The 24,485-nt window shown below is 39.4% G+C and carries 21 protein-coding genes; all 21 read left to right on the top strand.

Annotation, left to right across the window (positions count from 1 at the left end):
- Positions 1–81: 81 nt before the first annotated feature.
- The 21 genes from ACGLXV_RS20655 to dapA all read left to right on the top strand — a co-directional run bounded on the left by ACGLXV_RS20655 (position 82) and on the right by dapA (position 24,291).
- Entirely contained in the window at positions 82–1,779 is a 1,698-nt protein-coding gene (locus ACGLXV_RS20655; RefSeq protein WP_391560147.1) for a proline--tRNA ligase, read from the top strand.
- Between the two features lie 142 nt (positions 1,780–1,921).
- Entirely contained in the window at positions 1,922–6,238 is a 4,317-nt protein-coding gene (locus tag ACGLXV_RS20650) for a PolC-type DNA polymerase III (protein WP_391560146.1), read from the top strand.
- A 194-nt stretch (positions 6,239–6,432) separates the two neighbouring features.
- Positions 6,433–6,903: a ribosome maturation factor RimP gene (gene rimP, locus ACGLXV_RS20645; RefSeq protein WP_391560145.1), complete on the top strand. Its 471-nt coding sequence runs from the start codon at positions 6,433–6,435 to the stop codon at positions 6,901–6,903.
- A gap of 56 nt (positions 6,904–6,959) precedes the next feature.
- Positions 6,960–8,102: a transcription termination factor NusA gene (gene nusA, locus ACGLXV_RS20640; protein ID WP_119707576.1), complete on the top strand. Its 1,143-nt coding sequence runs from the start codon at positions 6,960–6,962 to the stop codon at positions 8,100–8,102.
- 17 nt (positions 8,103–8,119) lie between these two features.
- Positions 8,120–8,392 carry an RNase P modulator RnpM gene (gene rnpM / locus ACGLXV_RS20635; RefSeq protein WP_119710529.1) on the top strand — a complete coding sequence of 91 codons (273 nt, stop codon included), beginning with the start codon at positions 8,120–8,122 and terminating at the stop codon, positions 8,390–8,392.
- Between the two features lie 8 nt (positions 8,393–8,400).
- On the top strand, positions 8,401–8,703 hold the full coding sequence (locus tag ACGLXV_RS20630) for a YlxQ family RNA-binding protein (RefSeq protein ID WP_119707577.1): 303 nt from the start codon (positions 8,401–8,403) through the stop codon (positions 8,701–8,703).
- 19 nt (positions 8,704–8,722) lie between these two features.
- A complete protein-coding gene (gene infB, locus ACGLXV_RS20625) occupies positions 8,723–10,930 on the top strand; it encodes a translation initiation factor IF-2 (RefSeq protein WP_391560144.1) in 2,208 nt (735 codons plus the stop codon).
- Positions 10,927–11,208 carry a DUF503 domain-containing protein gene (locus ACGLXV_RS20620; RefSeq protein WP_119707579.1) on the top strand — a complete coding sequence of 94 codons (282 nt, stop codon included), beginning with the start codon at positions 10,927–10,929 and terminating at the stop codon, positions 11,206–11,208. The genes infB and ACGLXV_RS20620 overlap by 4 nt, the downstream gene beginning before the upstream one ends.
- Before the next feature lie 135 nt (positions 11,209–11,343).
- Complete coding sequence (gene rbfA / locus ACGLXV_RS20615) at positions 11,344–11,715, top strand: 30S ribosome-binding factor RbfA (protein WP_119707580.1); 372 nt, start codon at positions 11,344–11,346, stop codon at positions 11,713–11,715.
- A gap of 63 nt (positions 11,716–11,778) precedes the next feature.
- Complete coding sequence (gene truB, locus ACGLXV_RS20610) at positions 11,779–12,696, top strand: tRNA pseudouridine(55) synthase TruB (protein ID WP_391560143.1); 918 nt, start codon at positions 11,779–11,781, stop codon at positions 12,694–12,696.
- A 25-nt stretch (positions 12,697–12,721) separates the two neighbouring features.
- The gene (gene ribF / locus ACGLXV_RS20605; protein ID WP_391560142.1) at positions 12,722–13,687 is read left to right on the top strand and encodes a bifunctional riboflavin kinase/FAD synthetase; all 966 of its coding nucleotides are present in this window, start codon (positions 12,722–12,724) and stop codon (positions 13,685–13,687) included.
- Between the two features lie 104 nt (positions 13,688–13,791).
- Positions 13,792–14,061, top strand: coding sequence for a 30S ribosomal protein S15 (gene rpsO, locus ACGLXV_RS20600; protein ID WP_119707582.1), 270 nt, complete (start codon positions 13,792–13,794; stop codon positions 14,059–14,061).
- Between the two features lie 201 nt (positions 14,062–14,262).
- Positions 14,263–16,383: a polyribonucleotide nucleotidyltransferase gene (pnp, locus tag ACGLXV_RS20595; protein ID WP_391560141.1), complete on the top strand. Its 2,121-nt coding sequence runs from the start codon at positions 14,263–14,265 to the stop codon at positions 16,381–16,383.
- 160 nt (positions 16,384–16,543) lie between these two features.
- Positions 16,544–17,515: a polysaccharide deacetylase family protein gene (locus ACGLXV_RS20590; protein ID WP_391560140.1), complete on the top strand. Its 972-nt coding sequence runs from the start codon at positions 16,544–16,546 to the stop codon at positions 17,513–17,515.
- Positions 17,516–17,580: 65 nt separating this feature from the next.
- Positions 17,581–18,816 carry a M16 family metallopeptidase gene (locus tag ACGLXV_RS20585; RefSeq protein WP_391560139.1) on the top strand — a complete coding sequence of 412 codons (1,236 nt, stop codon included), beginning with the start codon at positions 17,581–17,583 and terminating at the stop codon, positions 18,814–18,816.
- A gap of 116 nt (positions 18,817–18,932) precedes the next feature.
- Positions 18,933–19,172 (top strand): YlmC/YmxH family sporulation protein, encoded by a 240-nt coding sequence (locus ACGLXV_RS20580; protein ID WP_066053414.1) that lies wholly within the window; start codon positions 18,933–18,935, stop codon positions 19,170–19,172.
- Between the two features lie 144 nt (positions 19,173–19,316).
- Positions 19,317–20,213, top strand: coding sequence for a dipicolinic acid synthetase subunit A (gene dpaA, locus ACGLXV_RS20575; protein WP_119707586.1), 897 nt, complete (start codon positions 19,317–19,319; stop codon positions 20,211–20,213).
- A 1-nt stretch (position 20,214) separates the two neighbouring features.
- Entirely contained in the window at positions 20,215–20,814 is a 600-nt protein-coding gene (gene dpaB / locus ACGLXV_RS20570) for a dipicolinate synthase subunit B (RefSeq protein ID WP_119707587.1), read from the top strand.
- Between the two features lie 264 nt (positions 20,815–21,078).
- Positions 21,079–22,131, top strand: coding sequence for an aspartate-semialdehyde dehydrogenase (gene asd / locus ACGLXV_RS20565; RefSeq protein WP_391560138.1), 1,053 nt, complete (start codon positions 21,079–21,081; stop codon positions 22,129–22,131).
- Between the two features lie 32 nt (positions 22,132–22,163).
- Positions 22,164–23,384: an aspartate kinase gene (dapG, locus tag ACGLXV_RS20560; protein WP_391560137.1), complete on the top strand. Its 1,221-nt coding sequence runs from the start codon at positions 22,164–22,166 to the stop codon at positions 23,382–23,384.
- A gap of 40 nt (positions 23,385–23,424) precedes the next feature.
- Complete coding sequence (gene dapA, locus ACGLXV_RS20555) at positions 23,425–24,291, top strand: 4-hydroxy-tetrahydrodipicolinate synthase (RefSeq protein ID WP_391560136.1); 867 nt, start codon at positions 23,425–23,427, stop codon at positions 24,289–24,291.
- Positions 24,292–24,485: the final 194 nt, after the last annotated feature.

The following is a 24,485-nucleotide window of genomic DNA, read 5'->3' as shown; positions in this document are numbered from 1 at the left end:
ATAAAGAGGTGTCAGACACTTCAAGGGGCAGCCTTAAAATATAAATTTATTAAAATGAATTGGTCGAAGAGGTGCTAGTAGATGAAACAGAGTATGACGCTAATCCCAACTTTAAGGGAAGTTCCAGCAGATGCCGAAATTAAAAGTCATCAGCTATTATTAAGAGCTGGTTTTGTTAGACAAAACGCTAGTGGAATTTATAGTTATTTACCAATGGCTCAGCGAGTACTAAAAAAAATTGAGACGATTGTTCGTGAAGAGATGGACAACGCAGGTGCTGTGGAACTGCTTATGCCTGCTCTGCAACAAGCAGAGCTTTGGCAGGAATCAGGTCGTTGGTACACTTACGGACCTGAATTGATGAGATTGCATGACCGCCATGATAGAGAGTTTGCTCTTGGTGCAACTCATGAGGAAGTAATTACCAGCTTAGTAAGAGACGAAGTAAAATCCTATAAGCGATTGCCGTTAACACTTTACCAAATTCAAACGAAGTTTAGAGATGAGAAAAGACCACGTTTTGGTTTACTGCGTGGAAGAGAGTTTATCATGAAGGATGCTTATTCATTCCACTCTTCTCAAGAAAGTCTTGATGAAGTATATGATCGTTTATTTACTGCCTACTCTAATATTTTTAGTCGTTGCGGTTTGGACTTCCGTGCAGTTATAGCGGATTCTGGAGCAATGGGTGGAAAGGATACGCATGAGTTTATGGTGCTATCTGATGTTGGGGAAGATACGATTGCGTACTCTGACACTTCTAACTATGCGGCTAATATTGAAATGGCACCAGTAGTGAATACGTATGAAAAATCAGATGAGCCACAAAATGAGATGGAAAAGGTTCTGACTGAAAATAAGAAGTCAATTGAAGAAGTGGTAGGATTTTTAAATGTTGATGCATCAAAATGCATTAAATCACTTCTGTTTAAAGTAGATGATCAATATGTACTTGTGCTTGTTCGTGGCGACCACGAAGTGAACGATATTAAGTTAAAGAACTTATACTCAGCGAGCATCGTTGAACTAGCAACTCCGGAAGAGACGAAGGAAATCCTTGGTTGTTCTATTGGTTCATTAGGACCAGTTGGAGTAAATAAAGTGGAGATCGTTGCTGACCCAGCCGTTCAAGCAATTGTTAACGGAGTATGCGGAGCAAACGAAGAACACCATCACTTCATTAACGTAAATGCTGATAGAGATTTTTCGGTAACAAAGTACGCTGATATTCGTTTTATTCAAGAAGGAGATCTATCTCCAGACGGTCAAGGCAAAATTGTTTTTGCAAAGGGAATAGAAGTAGGGCATGTATTTAAGCTTGGAACTCGTTATAGTGAAGCTATGAATGCTACCTATTTAGATGAAAACGGAAAATCACAGCCAATGATTATGGGTTGTTATGGTATTGGTGTATCTAGAACGTTAGCTGCTGTGGCCGAGCAATTTAATGATGAAAATGGTCTCGTATGGCCAGCTCAAATTGCACCTTTCGAAGTACATTTGATTCCAATCAACTTGAAAGATGAAGCTCAAGCGAAACTAGCATCAGAGTTATATGAACAATTAAAAGCTCAGGCGTTCGAAGTTCTTATGGACGACCGTGCCGAAAGACCAGGAGTAAAGTTCGCTGATTCAGACTTAATCGGTCTACCTGTACGTGTAACCGTTGGTAAAAAAGCAGCTGATGGAATTGTAGAACTAAAAGTTCGTAAAACTGGTGAAATGTTAGAAGTTCACAAAGATGACCTACAACAAACAATTGCTGACTTATTAAAATAAATGATTAGTTATTCGGATCCGCTCAACACGGATCCGATTTTTTTCCCATTGATTGGTTATCTGTTAAAAAGGCTTTCAATAATTTCTTTATGATATAATAACTACTAGTTTGACTAGAGATGAAATGGAGAGGAGAGAGTTGATGAACGGATCATCAGGTAAGGAACGATTCCAACTATTGCTCCAGCAGCTACAACTAACGGATGACAGAATCATGCCGTATTTTCAAGATGCTATAATTGACAAAGTATTAATTGAAAAATCTAAAAGACAATGGAGTTTTTATTTTTCGTTTGAGAAGATTTTACCTATTAACGTCTATCAAACGTTCACCAATAAATTACAAACAACCTTCTCACATATTGCCTCAATCTCCTACAACATACAGGTAAGGGATCAGCAAGTGACTGAGGATTTAATACTAGAATATTGGAACAGTTGCATACAGCAAATTGATGGTATATCACCACCATTAATTAAGCTATTAAATGAACAAAAGCCAAAAGTCCAAGGTTCAAAAATCACCATCTTTGTTGGCAATGATCTCGAAGGCTTGGCCATAAAAAGGAAATATGCAAGCTTTATTTCTGATGCCTACGGCTTTTTCGGATTTCCTCAAGTTGTGATTGATACCGAGATTAGCACAGAAGCCTCTACAGAACAATATGAGCAATTTCTCGAGGCAAAAATGAGGGAAGACAAGGAAAGAGGTATGCAGGCAGCGATCGAAATGGATAAGCAGGAAGCAGAGAAAGAAGCTGCTGGCGGTACGGGTGAATACACCGGTCCATTAACCATTGGATTAACTATTAAAGATGATTCTGATTTTAGAAAAATCCAAGAAATTGTTGATGAAGAACGTAGAGTCGTTGTGGAAGGGTATATTTTTGCTGCTGAAACAAGAGAGCTTCGCAGTGGGAGAACTCTATTAACCTTTAAAGTTACTGATTATACAAGCTCGATCATGGTAAAAATGTTCTCTCGTGATAAAGAGGATGCCGCTCTATTCCAAAACGTGAAAAAGGGTATGTGGGTGAAAGTAAGAGGAAGTATCCAAAACGATACATTCGTACGTGATCTAGTGATGATTGGAAATGATATTAATGAAATTAAGCCAATTGAGCGTCAGGACACATCATCTGAAAAGCGTGTAGAGCTCCATCTCCACACACCTATGAGTCAGATGGACGCTGTGTCACCAGTTAGTACATTAGTATCTCAAGCAAAAAAATGGGGACATAAAGCAATTGCAATTACAGACCATGCGGTAGCACAGTCCTTTCCGGAAGCATTTGGAGCAGGGAAAAAGAACGATATTAAGATTCTGTACGGGGTGGAAGTAAATCTCGTAAATGATGGTGTTCCGATTGCGTATAACGAAGCAGAGAGACTGTTAGCAGAAGAAACGTATGTGGTATTTGACGTTGAAACAACTGGTTTATCAGCCGTTTACAATACGATTATTGAACTTGCTGCGGTAAAGATTAAAAATGGAGAAATAATCGACCGATTTGAAGCGTTTGCTAACCCGCATCATCCTTTATCAGCCACGATTATGAATTTAACGGGAATTACCGATGATATGCTAAAGGATGCTCCAGAGGTAGAAGAGGTGCTCGGTAAATTTAAAGAGTGGACGGGCAATGACATACTAGTTGCCCACAATGCTTCTTTCGATATGGGATTTTTGAATGTTGGCTACAAGAAATATGGTCTCGGACGTGCAGAAAACCCGGTCATCGATACGTTAGAACTAGCTCGTTTTTTATATCCTGATATGAAGAATCATCGATTAAATACGTTAGCTAAGAAATTTAATATAGAGTTAACACAGCATCACCGTGCGATTTACGACACAGAAGCAACGGGTTATCTGCTATTAACGATGCTGAAGGATGTAATGGAGAAAGGAATACAGTATCATAATCAACTGAATGACAATATGGGTCAAGGAAATGCCTATCAACGGGCACGACCATACCACTGTACGCTTTTAGCACAAAATGATGTAGGGTTGAAGAACTTATTTAAGCTCATTTCTATATCTCATTTAAACTATTTTTACCGTGTTCCGAGAATTCCACGCTCTGTATTACAAAAGCATCGCGAAGGAATTTTAATTGGTTCTGGTTGTGATAAAGGCGAAGTATTCGAGGGTATGATGCAAAAGGCTCCTGAAGAAGTAGAAGAGCCAGCGCGTTTCTACGATTACATCGAGGTACATCCGAAAGCGGTATATGCTCATTTATTAGAGTTAGAGTTAGTTAATGATGAAAAATCATTAGAGGATATTATAGCTAATATTGTGAAACTTGGTGAAAAGCTAGAGATTCCTGTTGTTGCTACTGGAAATGTACATTACCTAAACCCAAATGATAAAATTTATCGAAAAATATTAGTGAACTCTCAAGGTGGAGCCAATCCTCTTAATCGTCATAATCTGCCTGATGTTCATTTCCGTACGACGAATGAAATGCTAGATGCATTTTCGTTTCTAGGAAAAGATAAAGCGCGTGAGATTGTCATTACGAATACCAACAAGATTGCCGATATGATAGATACGATTAAGCCGATTAAAGATGACTTGTACACTCCGAAAATTGAGGGCGCAGACGAAGAAATGCGTCAAATGAGTTACGATATGGCAAGAAGCATTTACGGTGATGAACTTCCAGAAATTGTGGAGGCAAGACTTGAAAAAGAACTAAAGAGTATTATCGGTCATGGGTTTGCTGTTATCTATTTGATTTCGCATAAGCTCGTGAAAAAATCGCTTGATGATGGGTACCTAGTTGGTTCGCGTGGATCGGTTGGTTCGTCCCTTGTTGCCACGATGACAGAGATAACAGAAGTAAACCCATTACCGCCACATTATGTCTGTCCGACATGTAAGCATTCGGAATTCTTTAATGACGGTTCCGTTGGTTCAGGATTTGACTTACCGGATAAGGACTGTCCAAATTGCGGAAGCAAGTACAAAAAAGATGGACACGATATCCCGTTCGAGACTTTCCTAGGGTTCAAAGGTGATAAAGTTCCCGATATAGATTTGAACTTCTCCGGTGAATACCAACCTCGTGCGCATAACTATACGAAGGTGCTGTTTGGTGAAGATTATGTATATCGTGCCGGTACAATTGGTACGGTAGCTGATAAGACCGCGTTCGGGTATGTGAAGGCGTATCAGCAAGATAATAATCTTCAAATCCGTGGAGCGGAGATTGAAAGATTAGCAATGGGGTGTACCGGTGTAAAAAGAACAACTGGTCAGCATCCAGGCGGAATTATCGTTGTTCCAGATTATATGGAAATTTATGATTTCTCGCCTATACAATTTCCAGCAGATGATAAGACCTCTGAATGGAAAACAACCCATTTCGACTTCCACTCGATTCACGATAACTTATTAAAGCTCGATATTCTAGGGCACGATGATCCGACCGTGATTCGTATGCTTCAGGACTTAAGCGGAATTGATCCCAAGACCATTCCGACCGATGATCCTGAAGTAATGAAGATATTTAGTGGGACAGAAGCGCTAGGAGTTACCGAAGATCAGATTATGTGTAAAACGGGAACACTTGGTATACCAGAGTTCGGAACGCGTTTCGTAAGACAAATGCTAGAAGATACAAAACCTACCACTTTCTCGGAGTTGGTCCAAATTTCAGGACTCTCCCACGGAACGGACGTATGGTTAGGAAATGCGCAAGAGCTAATCCATAACAACATCTGTAACCTGAGTGAAGTTATTGGCTGTCGTGACGACATCATGGTTTATCTAATCTATCAAGGATTAGAGCCATCTTTTGCCTTTAAGATCATGGAGTCAGTTCGTAAAGGAAAAGGCTTAAGTGATGATATGGAAGAAGAGATGCGAAAGAATGAAGTACCAGAATGGTATATTGATTCTTGTAAAAAGATCAAATACATGTTCCCGAAGGCCCACGCCGCTGCTTACGTTCTAATGGCCGTAAGGATTGCTTACTTTAAAGTGCATCATCCAATCCTTTATTACGCAGCCTATTTTACAGTTAGAGCTGAGGATTTTGATATTGATGCGATGGTGAAAGGTTCTTCAGCAATCCGAGCAGTAATTGAAGAAATCAATGCAAAAGGGTTAGATGCTTCAACCAAGGAAAAAAATACCTTAACCGTCCTTGAATTGGCATTAGAGATGAACGAGCGAGGGTTCTCTTTTGCAAAGGTAGATTTGTACCGTTCGAGTGCAACAGAATTCATTATTGAAGGAAATAAGCTGATTCCTCCATTTAATTCCATTCCTGGTTTAGGAACGAATGCCGCTCTCAACATTGTAAAAGCACGTGAGGATGGAGAGTTCCTATCTAAGGAGGACCTGCAGCAAAGAGGGAAGGTTTCAAAGACTATTATTGAGTATCTCGATAACCACGGATGTCTAGAAGCGTTACCTGATCAAAACCAACTTTCCTTATTTTGAAAATGTTGTCAACGAAGGTGCAACCCTAGTGAAACAGCTATTGCATTTGCATAAACGGTATGGTTATGGTATAGTTTTATTGGAAATACTAAGAATAACTCTCGTTTACAAGAGTGGGGACTTCCCCGCTCTTTCGTGTTGTATGGACTCTATTTTAGGAGATTAGCTACTTTAGGTTGGTTAGGAGGAATAAAATGAGCAAGGTAATTGAAGTAGTTGAACAAATCGTAGAACCAATTGTTAATGACCTCAACCTTGAATTAGTTGATATTGAATATGTGAAGGAAGGAAAAAGCTGGTTTCTTCGCGTATTTATAGATAAAGAGCAAGGCATTGACATTGAAGAGTGTGGAATGGTAAGTGAAAAATTAAGCGAAAAGCTTGATGAGCTAGATCCTATTCCTTATAACTATTTCCTTGAAGTTTCTTCTCCTGGTGCAGAGCGTCCATTGAAGAAACAGAAGGACTATGAAAAAGCGGTTGGGAAAAATGTACATATTAAGACGTACGAGCCTATCGATGGTGAAAAAATATTCGAAGGCGTGTTAACGAACTTTACGGGAGACACCGTAACAGTTGAAGTAAAGATTAAGACGAGAAAGAAAACGATTGAAATACCTTTTGAAAAGGTAGCAAGTGCTCGCCTAGCGGTTACTTTCTCATAATTCATATAACAAATTCACATGAGAGACATTTAGAGTGTTAAAGGGGGACCATTTTCATGAGCAGTGAACTATTAGATGCTCTTATTTTGCTTGAAAAGGAAAAAGGAATTTCACGAGATGTGATTATTGAGGCAATTGAAGCGGCGCTTATCTCTGCCTACCGTAGAAATTTCAATCAAGCACAAAACGTTCGAATCGACCTAAATTTAGGTGTTGGAACGATGCGTGTTTTTGCTCGTAAAGAAGTCGTTGATGAAGTATTCGATCCAAGACTTGAAATTTCTATAGAAGAAGCTAGACGAATCAATCCGAATTACATGATTGAAGATGTGGTAGAGCTTGAGGTAACACCAAAGGATTTTGGACGCATTGCTGCACAAACAGCGAAACAAGTCGTTACTCAACGTGTTCGTGAAGCAGAAAGAGGAATTATTTACTCTGAATTTATCGACCGCGAAGAAGATATAATGACTGGTATCGTCCAACGTTTGGACTCAAAGTTTATCTATGTGAGCTTAGGGAAAATTGAAGCGATTCTCCCGGCGAACGAACAAATGCCAAACGAGCGTTATAAGCCACATGATCGTATTAAGGTGTTCATAACGAAAGTAGAAAAAACTACTAAAGGCCCACAAATTTTTGTTTCAAGAACACATCCAGGTCTTTTAAAGAGACTGTTTGAGATTGAAGTTCCAGAAATTTATGATGGGACAGTTGAAATCAAATCTGTTTCTCGTGAAGCAGGTGACCGCTCAAAAATCTCTGTTCATTCTGATAATCCAGAAGTTGATCCAGTAGGAGCATGCGTAGGCCCAAAAGGTGCTCGTGTTCAAGCAATTGTCAACGAGTTAAAGGGAGAAAAGATCGATATTGTTAAATGGTCGGATGATCCTTTTGTATTTGTAGCAAATGCGCTCAGCCCATCTAAAGTACTTGATGTAATCGTCAATGAAGAAGACAAGGCAACAACAGTAGTTGTTCCAGATTATCAACTGTCACTTGCGATTGGTAAAAGAGGCCAAAATGCACGTTTAGCAGCTAAGTTGACCGGTTGGAAAATTGATATTAAATCAGAAACAGATGCAAGAGAAGCTGGTATCTTCCCTCGTGAAGAAGGAATTCTATCGTTCGATGATGAAGAGGAAGACGTCCACGCAGATACAGATTTACATTTAGAGTACGTAGAAGAGCAGGAGTAAGAAAGGGGTGGATGATGGTGAACACGAATAGGAAGGTTCCATTAAGAAAATGTGTTGCTACCGGAGAAATGCGACCGAAGAAAGAACTTGTTCGCATCGTTCGCTCGAAGGAAGGCGAGGTCTCCATCGACTTAACCGGTAAAAAGTCGGGTCGAGGTGCCTACCTTACGAAAGACAAAGAAGCTATTCTTTTAGCGAAGAAAAAGAATATTTTATCGAATCAATTGCAAGTTCAAGTAACCGATTCTGTGTACGAAGAATTATTGGAGCTTGTTGAGAAGGAGAATTGACAATCCGAATGAAGCAAAATCAATGGATGTCATTGCTTGGCTTAGCCAATCGAGCGCGTAAAGTGATTTCTGGGGAGGAACTTTCCATTAAGGAGGTTCGCAGCAATAAAGCAAAATTAGTTTTGCTTTCAGCAGATGCATCCCAAAACACACAGAAAAAAGTGACAGATAAATGCAAATCCTATAACATTCCTTGTAAAATAGTTGAGAACCGCTTTTTACTCGGTCAAGCGATCGGAAAAGAAGCCCGTGTAGTCGTGGCCGTTCTAGATGAAGGATTTGCCAAGAAGCTAAAGACGTTGCTCGATTAATTCTAGCGGGGGTGTAAACATGAGTAAAATGCGAGTGTATGAATATGCAAAAAAACATAATGTTTCTAGTAAAGAACTCATTACAAAATTAAAAGATATGAATATCGAGGTTTCTAACCATATGACAATGATTGAAGACGATACAGTTAAAAAGCTTGACGAACAATATGCTAAGGGTGGTAACGGGGAAAAGAAGGAAGCTCCAAAGCAGACATCAGAACAAAAGCCTGCTGCCGTTCAAGTACAATCCAAGACAAAGGCTAGTGCTTTTGATGAGGATGACGATCGTAATGTGGCTCCTGCGAAAGTAAAAGTGAAAACAGGTCCGAAGGCTATCCAAGGGAAAAAAGGTGCCCAAGAAAACCAATCAAAAGAAACAAAAGCTTTTAATGGTAAAAAGGGGAAAAACAACCAACAAAGAGGCCGTGTTCAACACCAGTCGCAGCCACCACAGCCACCTAAAAAGAAAGAATTACCTGCAAAAATCACTTTTACTGAATCGCTTACAGTTGCCGAGTTAGCTAAAAAGCTTCACCGTGAACCATCTGAAATCATTAAGAAATTGTTCTTATTAGGTGTAATGGCTACCATTAACCAATCACTAGACAAGGATGCAATTGAACTAATTGCGGCTGAATATGGTGTGGAAGTTGAAGAAGAAATTAAGATCGATGTTACTGATCTTGAAGTATACTTCACAGAAGATAATGATGCAGATTTAGTGGAAAGACCTTCTGTTGTAACTATTATGGGTCACGTTGACCACGGGAAAACGACTTTACTTGATTCAATCCGTAACACAAAGGTTACTGCAGGAGAAGCCGGTGGAATCACTCAGCATATCGGTGCTTACCAAGTAGAAGAAAACGGTAAGAGAATTACATTCCTTGATACACCAGGTCACGCTGCTTTCACAACGATGCGTGCGCGTGGAGCAAAAATTACGGATATTACGATTTTAGTAGTTGCAGCAGATGATGGGGTTATGCCACAAACAATCGAAGCAATTAACCACGCAAAAGCGGCAGAGGTTCCAATTATTGTTGCTGTGAACAAAATGGATAAAGAAAGTGCAAACCCTGATCGCGTCATGCAGGAGTTAACAGAATATGGTTTAGTTCCTGAAGCTTGGGGTGGAGACACGATTTTCGTTCCGCTTTCAGCTTTAAAAGGAGAAGGAATCGACAATTTATTAGAAATGATCCTTCTTGTTGGAGAAGTAGAAGAATATAAAGCAAATCCAAATCGTAAGGCAATCGGTACAGTTATCGAAGCTCAACTAGATAAAGGTAGAGGTTCGGTTGCTACACTTCTAGTTCAAAACGGTACATTACGAATTGGTGATCCAATCGTAGTTGGTACAACTTTTGGACGTGTTCGTGCAATGGTTAATGACCTTGGTCGTCGTGTGAAAGAAGCTGGTCCATCTACTCCTGTTGAAATTACAGGTTTAAATGATGTACCGCTTGCAGGAGACCGCTTTGTAGTTTTTGAAGATGAAAAGACAGCTCGTCAAGTGGGAGAAGCTCGTTCACAGCTTGCTATCCAAGCATCTCGTTCAGAAAAGACACGTGTAAGTCTAGATAACTTATTTGAGCATATGAAGCAAGGGGAAATGAAGGACCTTAATCTGATCGTGAAAGCTGACGTACAAGGTTCAGCTGAAGCACTTGCAGCTGCTCTTCAAAAAATTGAAGTAGAAGGTGTAAATGTAAAAATCATTCACACTGGTGTTGGTGCGATTAATGAATCAGATATTACTTTAGCAGCTGCATCAAATGCGATTGTTATTGGATTTAACGTTCGTCCTGATAATAATGCGAAGCGCGCTGCAGAAGCGGAAGATGTAGATGTTCGCTTGCACCGTATTATTTATAAAGTAATTGAAGAAATTGAAGCAGCGATGAAAGGAATGCTTGATCCTGAATTCGAAGAGAAGATCACTGGGCAAGCTGAAGTTCGTCAAACATTCAAAGTATCGAAGGTTGGTACGATTGCTGGATCTTACGTTACGGATGGAAAAATCGCTCGTGGCAGTGGAATTCGTGTAATCCGTGATGGAATTGTTGTATTTGAAGGTGAAATTGACGCGCTTAAGCGTTTCAAGGATGACGCAAAGGAAGTATCTCAAGGGTATGAGTGCGGAATTACCATCAAAAACTATAATGATGTAAAAGAAGGGGACGTAATCGAAGCCTTCGTTATGCAAGAAGTGGAACGTAAATGATCATTGGCTTAGCCGCCTGTGAATGCCTCATTTATGATGCCCATTCTTTAAAAGACAAAAGAGCTGTCCTTCAACGTATTATCACGAGACTTAGACAACGATACAATCTGTCTGTAGCAGAGGTTGATTATCAAGATACATGGCAGCGTACCAAAATCGCTATTGTATCGGTAGCATCCTCAAAAGTAGCCGTTGAAAGAGAGCTGCAACATGCATTAAAGTTAATTGATTCATTTCCAGAAATCGAACGCACAATAACGGACTTGGAATGGATATAATAACATAAACGAGGGGGATATCACTCTTCCTCATATGCATGTATATCATGCGTAAAACAAATAGATAAATCGTTCCCTATAGACAGTGCTTATTTTTCAGCATTGTTTTCTAAGGATGACAAAGAGGTGACTACCATGAGCCTTAGATCTAATCGAGTTGGAGAACAAATGAAGAAAGAACTTGGGGAAATTATTGGTCGAAAAATAAAGGACCCACGTATTGGCTTTGTGACTGTTACAGATGTACAAGTAACAGGTGATCTTCAACAAGCAAAGGTGTTTATTTCTGTGTTAGGTGATGACCTTCAAAGAGAGAATACACTGAAGGGGTTAGCTAAAGCAAAAGGATTTATTCGTTCGGAAATCGGGCAGAGAATTCGTCTTAGAAAGACTCCTGAAATTACATTTGAATTTGATGAATCGATTGACTATGGAAATCGAATCGAAAATCTTCTGTATCAAATTAAGGAAGAGACGAAGGAAGAACGGACCGAACGTGAAGATTGATCAAAGGGGATAGACATCATGTCTATCCTTTTTTTCTAATTGAAAAAACCAGGAGGATCAGAAATGGAAGGGATTTTGCCATTATTTAAGCCTAAAGGGATGACATCTCACGATTGTGTCTTTAAGCTTAGAAAAATACTGCGGATGAAGCGGATAGGGCATACAGGTACACTTGACCCTGAGGTAGATGGAGTCTTACCGATTTGCCTTGGACGAGCAACAAAGGTTGCAGAATACATAACAGATGCAGGAAAAGTATACGAGGGTGAAGTAACGCTTGGCTTTGCTACAACAACCGAGGATGCTACGGGTGAAGTGGTTGAAAGGAAAGTCATTGAAACTTTGATTACTCGCGAGCAAATAAAAGCTGTGTTATTGGAACTGACAGGTGAGATTTCTCAAACCCCACCTATGTTCTCAGCGGTCAAGGTAAATGGAAAACGTTTGTATGAGTATGCAAGAAAAGGAATTGAAGTGGAACGCCCTACAAGACAGGTGACAATCTATTCAATTGAGCTTTTAGACGACCGTGAAATGTTTGAAGGAGAAACCATTTCTTTTCGATTTCGTGTTGCTTGTAGCAAGGGAACATATATTAGAACGTTAGCGGTTATGATCGGAGAACGACTAGGTTACCCTGCCCATATGTCTGACTTAAGACGCACCGAGTCAGCCTCATTTTCTCTAGACGACTGTAAGACACTTTCCGAAGTAGAGGAAATGGTAAACAACGGAACAATATTAAACGCTTTATATCCCATTGAAAGAGCGCTTATTCATTTGCCGAAATATCAAATAAGTGATAAATTAGTTGAGAAAGTGAAAAATGGAGCTGTTCTTGAAATACCTGAAATACTACAGGATATTAAACAACCCATTGTTCTTGAAACGATGGATCATAAGGCGCTAGCTATATACATGCACCATCCTCATAAGCCTAATCTAATGAAGCCAACAAAGGTACTACATATAGAGAATTAGGTTGGTAAAGAAAGGGAGAAAGCTTGTGGAAGTTTTAAATATTACACATCCTCATCAATTCTCAAAGGATATGTTTCAACCAATGGTCGTTGCTCTTGGTTATTTTGATGGGGTACATTTAGGACATAAGAGAGTGATCGATACGGCTTCGAAAATAGCCAAGGAAAAGGGAATAAAAAGTGCGGTTATGACATTTACTCCGCATCCATCAGTTGTACTTAAAAAGGTGGAAAAGGTTGAGTATATTACCCCGTTAGAAGAAAAGATCAAAATTATTTCTGAACAACAGGTTGATTACTTATTTGTTGTCAATTTTACAAGCGAATTTGCCAACCTACTGCCACAGGAGTTTGTCGACCAATACTTAATCGAACTAGGTGCTGTTCACGTTGTCGCTGGCTTTGATTATTCTTACGGAAAGCTTGGTAAAGGTACGATGGAAACTCTACCGTTTCATTCAAGACAAGCTTTCACCTTTACCGTTGTTCCTAAGCTCGAAAGCCATGATGAAAAAATTAGTTCAACTTTAATCAGAAATAATATAAAAAATGGTCAACTTGAGACTCTTCCGGAGTTACTCGGCCGTTACTATACGACAACAGGAATAGTTGTTCACGGTGACAAAAGAGGAAGAACGATAGGGTTTCCAACAGCAAATATTGACTTAAATGAGGAATATATTTTACCGCCACTAGGTGTTCACGCTGTACGAATGCTTGTAAATGGAAAATGGCAAGAAGGTGTGTGTAACATCGGGTTTAAACCAACTTTTAATAAGGAAAAATCCAATAGGCCAAGTGTCGAAGTCCATATTTTTGACTTTGATGATCAAATTTATGGAGAGTATGTAACGATAGAATGGCATAAATACCTCCGTTCGGAACAGAAATTTTCTGGAATTGATGAACTTGTGGCGCAAATCGAGCGAGATAAACAAAATTCACTGCTTTACTTTGAAAATTCAAAGACTAAGCCTTGCAATTTGTCATAAAAAAGTGTATTCTAAGAAACGTACGAAATGAACCTTTGCTTGGCTAGTCGATTCACCGACGCTGGCTCAGTTACAGGGGATTGAAATAATAGGAGGTGAAACGGATGGCAATCACTAAAGAACGTAAAAATGAACTTATTAATGAGTACAAAACTCATGAAAGCGACACTGGATCTCCAGAAGTTCAAATCGCTGTCCTTACTGAGGAAATCAACAACTTAAATGAACACTTACGTACTCATAAGAAGGACCACCACTCACGTCGCGGTCTTTTAAAAATGGTAGGTAGACGTCGTAACTTATTAACATACCTTCGTAACAAGGATGTTACTCGTTACCGTGAACTAATCACGAAGCTTGGCTTACGTCGCTAATCTTTAAAGCGGGATTCTTTCCCGCTTTTTTGTTAGCAATAAATTTCTATCAAAGAGCTTTTTAAGGATTCATATTTATGTACATACTATAGAATATTCGCCTATATTCTTATATTTGTTCTCCATTACGGGATAGAACAATTTATATACATGTAAATACACGTTAACATACCAAAGAGAATTGGTAGAGAGGGGTAAAAAATGGGACAAGACAAGAAAATCTATTCGATAGAATGGGCTGGTCGTAAGCTTTCCGTCGAAATTGGGCAGCTTGCTAAACAAGCAAACGGCGCAGTGCTCGTTCGCTATGGCGATACAGCAGTACTTAGTACGGCTACAGCATCGAAGGAACCGAAGAAACTCGATTTCTTTCCATTAACAGTAAACTATGAGGAGCGTCTATACGCGGTAGGTAAAATTCCTGGTGGATTTATTAAACGTGAAGGACGTCCGAGTGAAAAAGCAATACTAGCTAGCCGTTTAATTGACAGACCGATTCGTCCATTGTTTGCTGATGGATTCCGTAATGAAGTTCAAGTAGTTAGTATGGTAATGAGTGTGGATCAAGACTGCTCATCTGAAATGGCAGCTATGTTTGGTTCATCTCTGGCACTTTCTGTTTCAGATATTCCTTTTGAAGGTCCAATTGCAGGTGTAACAGTTGGCCGCATTGATGGTCAATTTATTATTAATCCTTCTGTTGCAGAAACAGAAAAGAGCGATATGCACTTAGTTGTTGCTGGAACAAAAGATGCAATTAACATGGTTGAAGCTGGCGCAGAAGAAGTACCAGAAGAAACGATGCTAGAAGCAATAATGTTTGGACATGAAGAAATCAAGAGATTAATCGCATTCCAAGAAGAAATTGCTGCTGAAATTGGGAAAGAAAAGACTGAAGTTAATTTATATCAACTAGATGCTGAACTTGAAGCGGAAATTCGTGAAATGTGCGAAGCAGACATGATTAAAGCCATTCAAGTTCAAGAAAAGCACGCTCGTGAAGATGCTATCCGTGCGGTAAAGGATACGGTTATTGCAAAATACGAGGAAGAAGAAGCAGAAGACGAAGACTTAAAACAAGTAAAACAAATTTTAGATAAAATGGTTAAAGGCGAAGTTCGCCGTTTAATTACAGAAGAAAAGGTTAGACCTGATGGCCGTAATCCAGAGGAGATTCGTCCGCTATCATCAGAGGTAGCTCTGCTTCCTCGTACACATGGTTCTGGTCTGTTCACTCGTGGACAAACTCAAGCATTGAGTATTTGTACACTTGGGGCTTTAGGAGATGTACAAATTCTAGACGGACTAGGAATTGAAGAAGAAAAGCGGTTCATGCACCACTATAACTTCCCGAATTTCTCTGTTGGAGAAACTGGTCCTATGCGTGGGCCTGGTCGTCGTGAAATTGGACATGGTGCGTTAGGTGAGCGTGCATTAGAACCAATTATTCCTTCTGAAAAGGATTTCCCGTACACGATTCGTCTTGTATCAGAAGTGTTAGAATCAAACGGTTCTACATCCCAAGCAAGTATATGTGCGAGTACTTTGGCAATGATGGACGCTGGTGTTCCAATTAAAGCTCCTGTAGCTGGTATTGCGATGGGTCTTGTGAAATCTGGTGAGCATTACACAATCCTTACTGATATCCAAGGAATGGAAGACCATCTGGGCGATATGGACTTTAAAGTGGCTGGTACGTCAAAAGGTGTAACAGCTTTACAAATGGATATTAAAATCGAAGGCTTATCAAGACAAATTCTTGAAGAAGCATTGCAGCAAGCAAAGAAAGGCCGTATGCAAATTCTTGATTCAATGCTTGCGACGATTTCAAATCCGAAAGAACAGCTTTCTAAGTATGCACCAAAGATTATTACAATTTATATCAACCCTGATAAGATTCGTGATGTTATTGGACCAAGCGGAAAGCAAATCAATAAGATTATTGAAGAAACTGGCGTAAAAATTGATATCGAGCAAGATGGTACAGTCTTCATCTCATCTACTAATGAAGAAATGAACCAAAAAGCTAAGAAAATCATTGAAGACATCGTTCGTGAAGTTGAAATTGGACAAATGTATTTAGGGAAAGTAAAACGAATTGAAAAATTCGGAGCATTTGTTGAGCTATTTAGCGGAAAAGATGGATTAGTTCACATTTCTGAACTTGCTGAAGAAAGAGTAGGCAAAGTAGAAGATGTGGTAGCTATTGGTGATGAGATCTTAGTAAAAGTTATGGAAATCGATAAGCAAGGCCGTGTAAACTTGTCACGTAAAGTCGTTCTTAAGGAACAACGTGAACAAAAAGAACAAGCCCAAAAATAAAGAGTGACAACGAAAAGCCAGGTCTTCCCTGGCTTTTTCCATACAACATAATGGCATCGCTTACAATTAGTTGGTTTTTAGTGCATAGAAAGAATTGTCCTTTGCTTGTTCTACCTTGTCCTTTCTCTACATAATGTACAAGTGAAGGAGGAGAAAATGAATGAAGAAACTAATTACTATTACTATAATTGGTATGCTCTCTATTATGTTAGTTAATAATCCGCTTACGGATCGATACGTACATGGATTAAAGGTGATAAATATTCCTGCTTCAGGTCAAAAAAATGCCCTGTATATGGAGATTGAAGAAATAGCAAAAGAATACGAAAAACCAGCTCAAGATGCAAAGATTGACCCTGTTTGGAAGGCCATTCCTGGATATAACGGCTTAAAAGTCGACATTTCTGCTAGTTATGCTAAGATGAAAAAGGACGGGAAATTCGATGCAGCCAAACTCGTATACATACAGACAACACCAGCAGTTCATTTAAAGGATTTGCCCCCGACCGCCATTTATAAAGGCCACCCAGATAAGCCAATGGTTTCGTTTATTATAAATGTCGCATGGGGAAATGAGTACCTTGGACCAATTTTGGAAACGTTAAAAAAGAATAATGTTCATGCAAGCTTTTTTCTTGAAGGAAGATGGGTAAAAGAAAATCCGGAGTTTGCAAAAATGATTGTTGAGGCCGGTCATGAAGTTGGTAACCATTCTTACACTCATCCAGATATGAAGCAAATTTCTTCAGCGAAAATTCGAGAAGAAATTGTGAAAACAAACGAAGTGATAAAAGCTACAACGGGAGAGGAAGTTGTTTGGCTCGCTCCGCCAAGTGGAAGCTACCGTGAGGAAGTAGTGAAAATTGCAGCAGAGTATAAGCTTGGAACTGTCATGTGGAGTGTCGATACCATTGACTGGCAAAAGCCAACCCCAGATCAACTTATCAACCGTGTGATGGGTAAAGTGCATAAAGGAGCTATGATTCTCATGCATCCAACCGATTCAACGGCAAAAGCTCTTGATGAGCTTATTAAACGAATTAAGCTTGAAAAATATGAAATTAATACGGTGTCTGAGTTATTGAGTGAAGAACGAATCATGAAGAAATCGGTATTAAATGAGCAAGAATAATTGATAGTCACACCAGAAAACGTATAATTATCGTAGCAGTACGCTGTAGAACAGGAGGAGTTCACGTGATAAAGAGATATACATGCCAAAATGGGGTTAGAATTGTTTTAGAAAATATCCCTACGGTTCGATCCGTCGCAATCGGAGTTTGGATCGGAACTGGCTCTCGAAATGAAACACCTGAAAATAACGGAATTTCGCATTTTCTTGAGCATATGTTTTTTAAAGGAACAAAAACTAGAAGTGCTAGGGAAATTGCAGAAAGCTTCGATAGCATTGGTGGACAAGTGAACGCCTTTACATCCAAGGAATATACTTGCTATTATGCAAAGGTTCTTGATACCCATGCTAGCTTTGCTCTTGATGTATTATCTGATATGTTTTTCCACTCGACATTTGTTGCTGAAGAATTAGATAAAGAAAAGAATGTGGTATATGAAGAAATTAAAATGTATGATGACACACCAGATGACATCGTTCATGATCTTTTAAGTAAAGCAATTTATGAAAACCATTCTCTCGGGTATCCAATCTTGGGAACAGAGGATACCTTAGCAACCTTTACAGGAGACACGCTAAAGCAATATATGCATGATACATACACCCCGGAAAATGTGGTTATTTCGGTTGCAGGAAATATTTCTGAAGCCTTTATTCAAGAAGTCGAGAAGTTGTTCGGGTCATACGAGGCAGGAAAATCGAACAATCAATTTGAAAAGCCTGAGTTTCATACAAACCGACTTTCAAGAAAGAAAGAAACGGAGCAAGCCCATTTATGTATAGGATTTGAAGGGTTACAGGTTGGGGATGAGGAAATTTATAACCTGATCACTCTAAATAATATATTAGGTGGAAGTATGAGTAGTAGGTTGTTCCAAGAGGTTCGTGAACAGCGTGGTCTTGCATATTCTGTGTATTCTTATCATTCCTCGTTCCAAGATTCTGGAGTAATCACGATTTACGGTGGTACAGGTGCAAAGCAGTTGGACGTATTATTTGATACGATTCAAGAAACCTTGTCAAAGCTAAAGGATGAAGGTATTACAGATAAGGAGCTTCGAAATAGTAAGGAGCAGCTAAAGGGTAGCTTAATGCTTAGCCTTGAAAGCACCAATAGTAGGATGAGTCGTAACGGGAAGAACGAGCTTCTATTAGGAAGACATCGTACGCTTGATGAAATTGTTGAGCAAATTGATGCCGTTTCAAAAGATGGTGTAGATGCTATGGCTAATAAAATCTTCAATGACAAGTATTCTGTGTCCTTGATTAGTCCAGACGGAGTTCTTCCAAAAAACATATAATTTTTAAAGCCTGAGATTTTCTGCTCAGGCTTTTTTGTTATTTCTTTTTATTCCTACGTATATATTTATCTTCCCTATACTAGGATATAGAGAGGACAAAAGGGGGAGAGATGAAATTGAGACTAAGTGAATTGAGCGGGAAGGAAATTGTAGATGTCAAAAAAGCAGAAAGGCTTGGTATACTTGGTCAGACGGATTTAGAGATAAACGAAAGCAATGGCCAAATACAGGCTCTTTTAATTCCCTCGGTCAAATGGTTTGGTTTTAAAAGGCAAGGTGGAGAAGTAAGAGTTCCATGGAAGCATATAAAAACAATTGGGACGGATATGATTATCATTGATATTCAAGAGGAGTAAAGAACTGTGCATAGGCATCAGTTCTTTTTTTTATTTAGGCTTTTTTCCTAGGAAAACTCACCGATTCTGGGGTAAATACATAGTATGTTGGAGTAATGCAGTAAGATTTGGATTTGGATCATTTAAAAAGAAGGTGAGTGTTTCATGCTAACAGGGATGCAAATAGCAGTCATAGGCGGAGACGCAAGACAGCTCGAAATCGTCCGAAAGCTAACAGAGCTCGATGCGAAGCTCTCTTTGATTGGCTTTGAGCAACTCGACCATGCCTTTACTGGTGCAGTAAAGGAGAAAATGGATGAAGTAGTATTTTCAGATATAGATGCGATCATTTTGCCGGTAGCTGGAACGAATATGGAAGGTCAAGTAGAAACGATCTTCTCGAATGAAAAAGTAGTTTTAACAGCAGAACACTTAGAGCAAACACCAGAACATTGTACGATTTATTCCGGAATTTCCAATGCATACTTGAATAAAATTACGGGGGACTCCAAACGAAGACTCGTGAAATTGTTCGAACGGGACGATGTTGCTATCTATAATTCCATACCGACAGTAGAAGGTACGATTATGATGGCAATTCAGCACACCGACTTTACTATACATGGATCAACGATTATGGTGCTTGGCTTAGGGAGAGTAGGAATGAGTGTGGCACGCACATTCTCTGCTTTAGGAGCAAAAGTGAAAGTGGGAGCGAGAAAAGGAGAGCATATTGCTCGAATTACTGAAATGGCTTTAACACCATTTCACCTTGACGAACTATCGCAACAGGTGAAGGATGTTGATATTTGTATCAATACGATTCCTGATTTAGTTGTCACGGCTTCCGTTATCTCAAGAATGCCTACTCATACACTGATCATTGATTTAGCATCAAAGCCTGGTGGAACCGACTTTCGATATGCTGAAAAAAGAGGAATAAAAGCTCTTTTGGCCCCAGGACTTCCGGGCATCGTTGCTCCAAAAACGGCAGGTCAAATTTTGGCAAACGTTCTTTCTCAACTGCTGTTGGATGATATGCAATCAAGAAAGGGGAAGTAAAATGAGCTTACAAGGGAAAAAAATCGGATTCGGTTTAACGGGTTCTCACTGTACGTATGATGCTGTATATCCAGAAATAGAGAATCTTATCAATGCTGGTGCAGAAGTATTACCAGTGGTAACAAATACCGTGAAAAATACAACTACTCGCTTTGGAAAAGGTGAGGATTGGATTGAAAGAATTGAAAAGTTAACTGGAAATAAAGTGATTGATTCAATTGTTGGTGCAGAGCCGCTGGGACCAAAGATTCCATTAGACTGCATGATTATCGCTCCACTAACTGGAAATTCAATGAGTAAATTTGCTAATGCGATGACTGATTCTCCTGTGTTAATGGCTGCCAAAGCGACGTTGAGAAATGGAAAACCCGTAGTATTAGGGATTTCCACGAATGATGCTCTTGGCTTAAATGGAGTCAATTTGATGAGATTGATGGCGACAAAAAATATATATTTTATTCCGTACGGTCAAGATGACCCAGTTAAAAAACCAAATTCATTAGTCGCACGTATGACCATGCTATCCGATACAGTGGAAGCTGCTCTTTCTGGCCGACAAATTCAACCAGTACTCGTCGAAAGGTATAAAGATGCACAGTAGACTATAGAGGTAATATGCCCTCATCCAACTCTAGCAATAGACTAAAAGCCGTGTTACGAGGAAAAATAGATTCCTTTGCACGGCTTAAATAAAAAATGTACTTCATTAATGCATGAATATGTTAAAATAAATGTTATTATATAGCCATGGAACAGAATGGCGGTACAAAGGACATTTATTACATGTTGATGTTTTTAATAATGCGATAAATGTTTTACTAGAATTCATATCGAACATTAGAGATATTGGAAGGGGAATAACGAAATGGCATTATCAGAAAAAGGATTTCATGTAGCTGTTGTGGGAGCAACAGGAGCAGTAGGTCAACAAATGATTCAAACTCTTGAAAATAGAGAATTCCCAATCTCAAAATTAACGTTATTATCATCACCACGTTCAGCTGGTAGTAAAGTCCTTTTTAAAGGCGTAGAACATACGGTTCAAGTAGCAAAGCCAGAGAGCTTTGAAGGGGTCGATATTGCGTTATTTAGTGCAGGTGGAAGCGTATCACTTGAACTAGCACCAGAAGCGGTTAAGCATGGTGCTATTGTTGTGGATAACACAAGCGCATTCCGCATGGATGAAAATGTTCCACTTGTTGTACCTGAAGTAAATGAAATGGACTTACATGAACATAAAGGAATTATTGCTAATCCGAATTGCTCTACGATCCAAATGGTCGTAGCATTAGAACCAATTCGTAAGCAATATGGATTAAATAAAATTATCGTTTCAACGTATCAAGCGGTTTCTGGATCTGGTGCGGCAGCGGTGGAAGAGTTGTACGAGCAAACAAAAGCAATCGTAGCTAATGAAAGTTACGAACCAAAAATCTTGCCAGTAAAATCTGATAAAAAGCATTATCAAATTGCTTTTAATGCCATTCCACAAATTGATAAGTTCCAAGAAAACGGATTTACGTATGAAGAAATGAAAATGATTAATGAAACAAAGAAAATTATGCACTTACCAGAAATCCAAGTGGCAGCTACCTGCGTTCGTCTCCCAGTTGCGACAGGACACTCTGAGTCACTATTTGTTGAAGTAGATCAAGCTGGTATAACTGCACAGGATGTTAAGGACTTACTAGAGAATGCGCCAGGAGTCGTGCTTCAAGATGACCCGGAAAACCAACTATATCCAATGCCTGCAAATTGTGTTGGTAAAAATGATGTATTTGTTGGCCGTATTCGTAAGGATTTGGACAATGAAAAAGGCTTCCATATGTGGGTTGTTTCAGATAATCTCCTTAAAGGAGCTGCATGGAACTCTGTCCAAATCGCAGAAAGTTTAGTGAAGTTAGGTATTGTAAAATAGAAATTTAAAGCTGTAAAACTAGAGGTGTAACAATGAAAATGATTGTTCAAAAATTCGGTGGCACTTCAGTAAAAGATGAAAAAAGTCGAAATCTTGCAATTGGACATATTAAAAATGCATTAGCTGAAGGGTATAAAGTGGTGGTCGTTGTTTCCGCTATGGGTAGAAAAGGTGATCCATATGCTACAGACACTCTGCTTTCCCTTATCGGCGGTGCACAAAGTCTAATTTCTAAACGTGAACAGGACTTAATCCTGTCATGTGGGGAAGCCATTTCGAGTGTGGTCTTCTCTAACTTACTGCTTGAGGCAGGGGTTAACGCAACATCGTTAACTGGTGCGCAAGCAGGTTTTCTAACTACTGATGACCATACAAATGCGAAAATTATTAAGATGAAATGTGAGCGTGTGATTGAAGAACTAGAACAACACGATGTAGTGGTTGTTGCAGGCTTTCAAGGTGCCGCTCAAAATGGTGACATTACTACGATAGGACGTGGAGGAAGTGACACGTCAGCTGCAGCACTCGGAGCAGCTTTAAAAGCGGAGGTTATCGACATATTTACAGATGTCGAAGGAATTATGACAGCAGATCCTAGAATTGCTGAAAATGCTAGACCACTTGGGGTTGTTACGTATACAGAAGTATGTAATATGGCGTATCAGGGTGCGAAAGTCATTCACCCAAGAGCGGTTGAAATTGCTATGCAAGCGAAGGTGCCGATCCGAATTCGTTCTACTTATTCGGATGGAGAAGGAACGCTTGTTACTTCTAGTTCGAATGATCATCGCGGAAGTGATATAAAAGAACGGACAGTAACAGGTATTGCACATCTTTCACCTGTTACTCAAATTAAAGTGCTTGCTAAAAAAGGTCAATATAACCTTCAAGCTGAAGTGTTTAAATCAATGGCCAATGAGAAGATTAGCGTTGATTTTATTAACATTTCACCTAATGGCGTGGTTTACACCGTATCCAGTGAAATGACGGATAAGGCACTTACCGTTCTTCGTGATTTGGGTCATGAACCTGAGTTTGAGAAAAACTGTGCAAAAGTATCTGTTGTAGGTGCAGGAATCGCAGGTGTTCCCGGAGTTACTTCAAAGATTGTATCAGCTCTTTCTGAAAATGGAATTCGTATCCTTCAATCGGCTGATAGTCATACAACGATATGGGTTCTTGTTAAGGAAGATGATCTTGTAACAGCCGTTAACTCGTTGCATGATGCCTTTAACCTTGATGAAGAGAACTAAAGATTTTTTCTAAGTGGATTAGATTTAAAGGAGTGGCAATATGGTTTTATTTGGTCGAGTCTCTACGGCGATGGTTACGCCTTTTGATAGCAAAGGGCATATTGATTTTGCAAAAACAACATTATTAATCAATCACTTGATTGAAAACGGTTCGGATTCACTAGTTATTGCTGGAACAACCGGTGAGTCTCCAACGTTATCGAAGGAAGAAAAAATCGCATTATTTCAACATGTGGTGAAGGTTGTAGATAAGCGTGTTCCTGTTATTGCAGGAACAGGAAGCAATAACACATATGCGACCATTGAGCTAACAAAAAAAGCAGAGGAAATTGGCGTAGACGCTGTGATGATCGTTGCTCCTTATTACAATAAACCAAATCAAGAAGGGTTATATCAGCATTTTAAGGCAGCGGCTGAGGCAACAACTCTTCCTGTTATGGTGTATAATATCCCAGGTAGATCAGTTGTCAATATCTTACCAGAAACAATCATTCGCTTATCTAAAATCGATAATATTGTAGCGGTTAAAGAGGCTAGTGGTAATTTAAATGCCATGACGGCAATTATTGCTGGTACAGATGATGACTTTTTGTTATACAGTGGTGATGATGGGCTAACGATTCCAGTTCTTTCTATTGGTGGGGTAGGGATTGTGTCAGTAGCATCACATGTGATCGGAAATGAGATGCAAGAAATGGTGTCAGCCTTTGTAAATGGAGATATTCAAGAGGCTGCAAAGAAGCATCAACAACTCCTGCCATTAATGGAAGGATTGTTTAAAGCACCGAGCCCAGCTCCTGTAAAAACAGCTCTTCAAATTAAAGGTCTTGATGTGGGGTCGGTAAGACTTCCTCTAGTACCATTGAATGAACAAGAAAGAGCACAGATTATCGCGTTATTTCGCTAAAATATAAAGCATTAGGTCAACCTCATTGTGGGTTGGCCTTTTATTATGTGGGAATTTGACCGTATTTGCCTAAGTCAAGGATGTAAATACAGATTTATCCACTTCCTAAGCAAACAAGTTTAATTTTGGTTGTAAAGGATTTCATCATTCAAGTATAATAATCATAACTGATCTTGGGTCGGATGAATTGACAG

The organism is Robertmurraya sp., from assembly GCF_036676585.1.
Taxonomy (GTDB): domain Bacteria; phylum Bacillota; class Bacilli; order Bacillales; family Cytobacillaceae; genus Robertmurraya_A.
The sequence above is the reverse complement of the archived record's forward strand: the minus strand, read 5'-3'. Positions and strand labels throughout refer to the sequence as shown.

Coding starts and splice junctions, on each gene's coding strand:
- ACGLXV_RS20655 (WP_391560147.1), top strand. CDS start 82: ATGAAACAGAGTATGACGCTAATCCCAACTTTAAGGGAAGTTCCAGCA.
- ACGLXV_RS20650 (WP_391560146.1), top strand. CDS start 1,922: ATGAACGGATCATCAGGTAAGGAACGATTCCAACTATTGCTCCAGCAG.
- rimP (WP_391560145.1), top strand. CDS start 6,433: ATGAGCAAGGTAATTGAAGTAGTTGAACAAATCGTAGAACCAATTGTT.
- nusA (WP_119707576.1), top strand. CDS start 6,960: ATGAGCAGTGAACTATTAGATGCTCTTATTTTGCTTGAAAAGGAAAAA.
- ACGLXV_RS20630 (WP_119707577.1), top strand. CDS start 8,401: ATGAAGCAAAATCAATGGATGTCATTGCTTGGCTTAGCCAATCGAGCG.
- infB (WP_391560144.1), top strand. CDS start 8,723: ATGAGTAAAATGCGAGTGTATGAATATGCAAAAAAACATAATGTTTCT.
- ACGLXV_RS20620 (WP_119707579.1), top strand. CDS start 10,927: ATGATCATTGGCTTAGCCGCCTGTGAATGCCTCATTTATGATGCCCAT.
- rbfA (WP_119707580.1), top strand. CDS start 11,344: ATGAGCCTTAGATCTAATCGAGTTGGAGAACAAATGAAGAAAGAACTT.
- truB (WP_391560143.1), top strand. CDS start 11,779: ATGGAAGGGATTTTGCCATTATTTAAGCCTAAAGGGATGACATCTCAC.
- rpsO (WP_119707582.1), top strand. CDS start 13,792: ATGGCAATCACTAAAGAACGTAAAAATGAACTTATTAATGAGTACAAA.
- pnp (WP_391560141.1), top strand. CDS start 14,263: ATGGGACAAGACAAGAAAATCTATTCGATAGAATGGGCTGGTCGTAAG.
- ACGLXV_RS20590 (WP_391560140.1), top strand. CDS start 16,544: ATGAAGAAACTAATTACTATTACTATAATTGGTATGCTCTCTATTATG.
- dpaA (WP_119707586.1), top strand. CDS start 19,317: ATGCTAACAGGGATGCAAATAGCAGTCATAGGCGGAGACGCAAGACAG.
- dpaB (WP_119707587.1), top strand. CDS start 20,215: ATGAGCTTACAAGGGAAAAAAATCGGATTCGGTTTAACGGGTTCTCAC.
- asd (WP_391560138.1), top strand. CDS start 21,079: ATGGCATTATCAGAAAAAGGATTTCATGTAGCTGTTGTGGGAGCAACA.
- dapG (WP_391560137.1), top strand. CDS start 22,164: ATGAAAATGATTGTTCAAAAATTCGGTGGCACTTCAGTAAAAGATGAA.
- dapA (WP_391560136.1), top strand. CDS start 23,425: ATGGTTTTATTTGGTCGAGTCTCTACGGCGATGGTTACGCCTTTTGAT.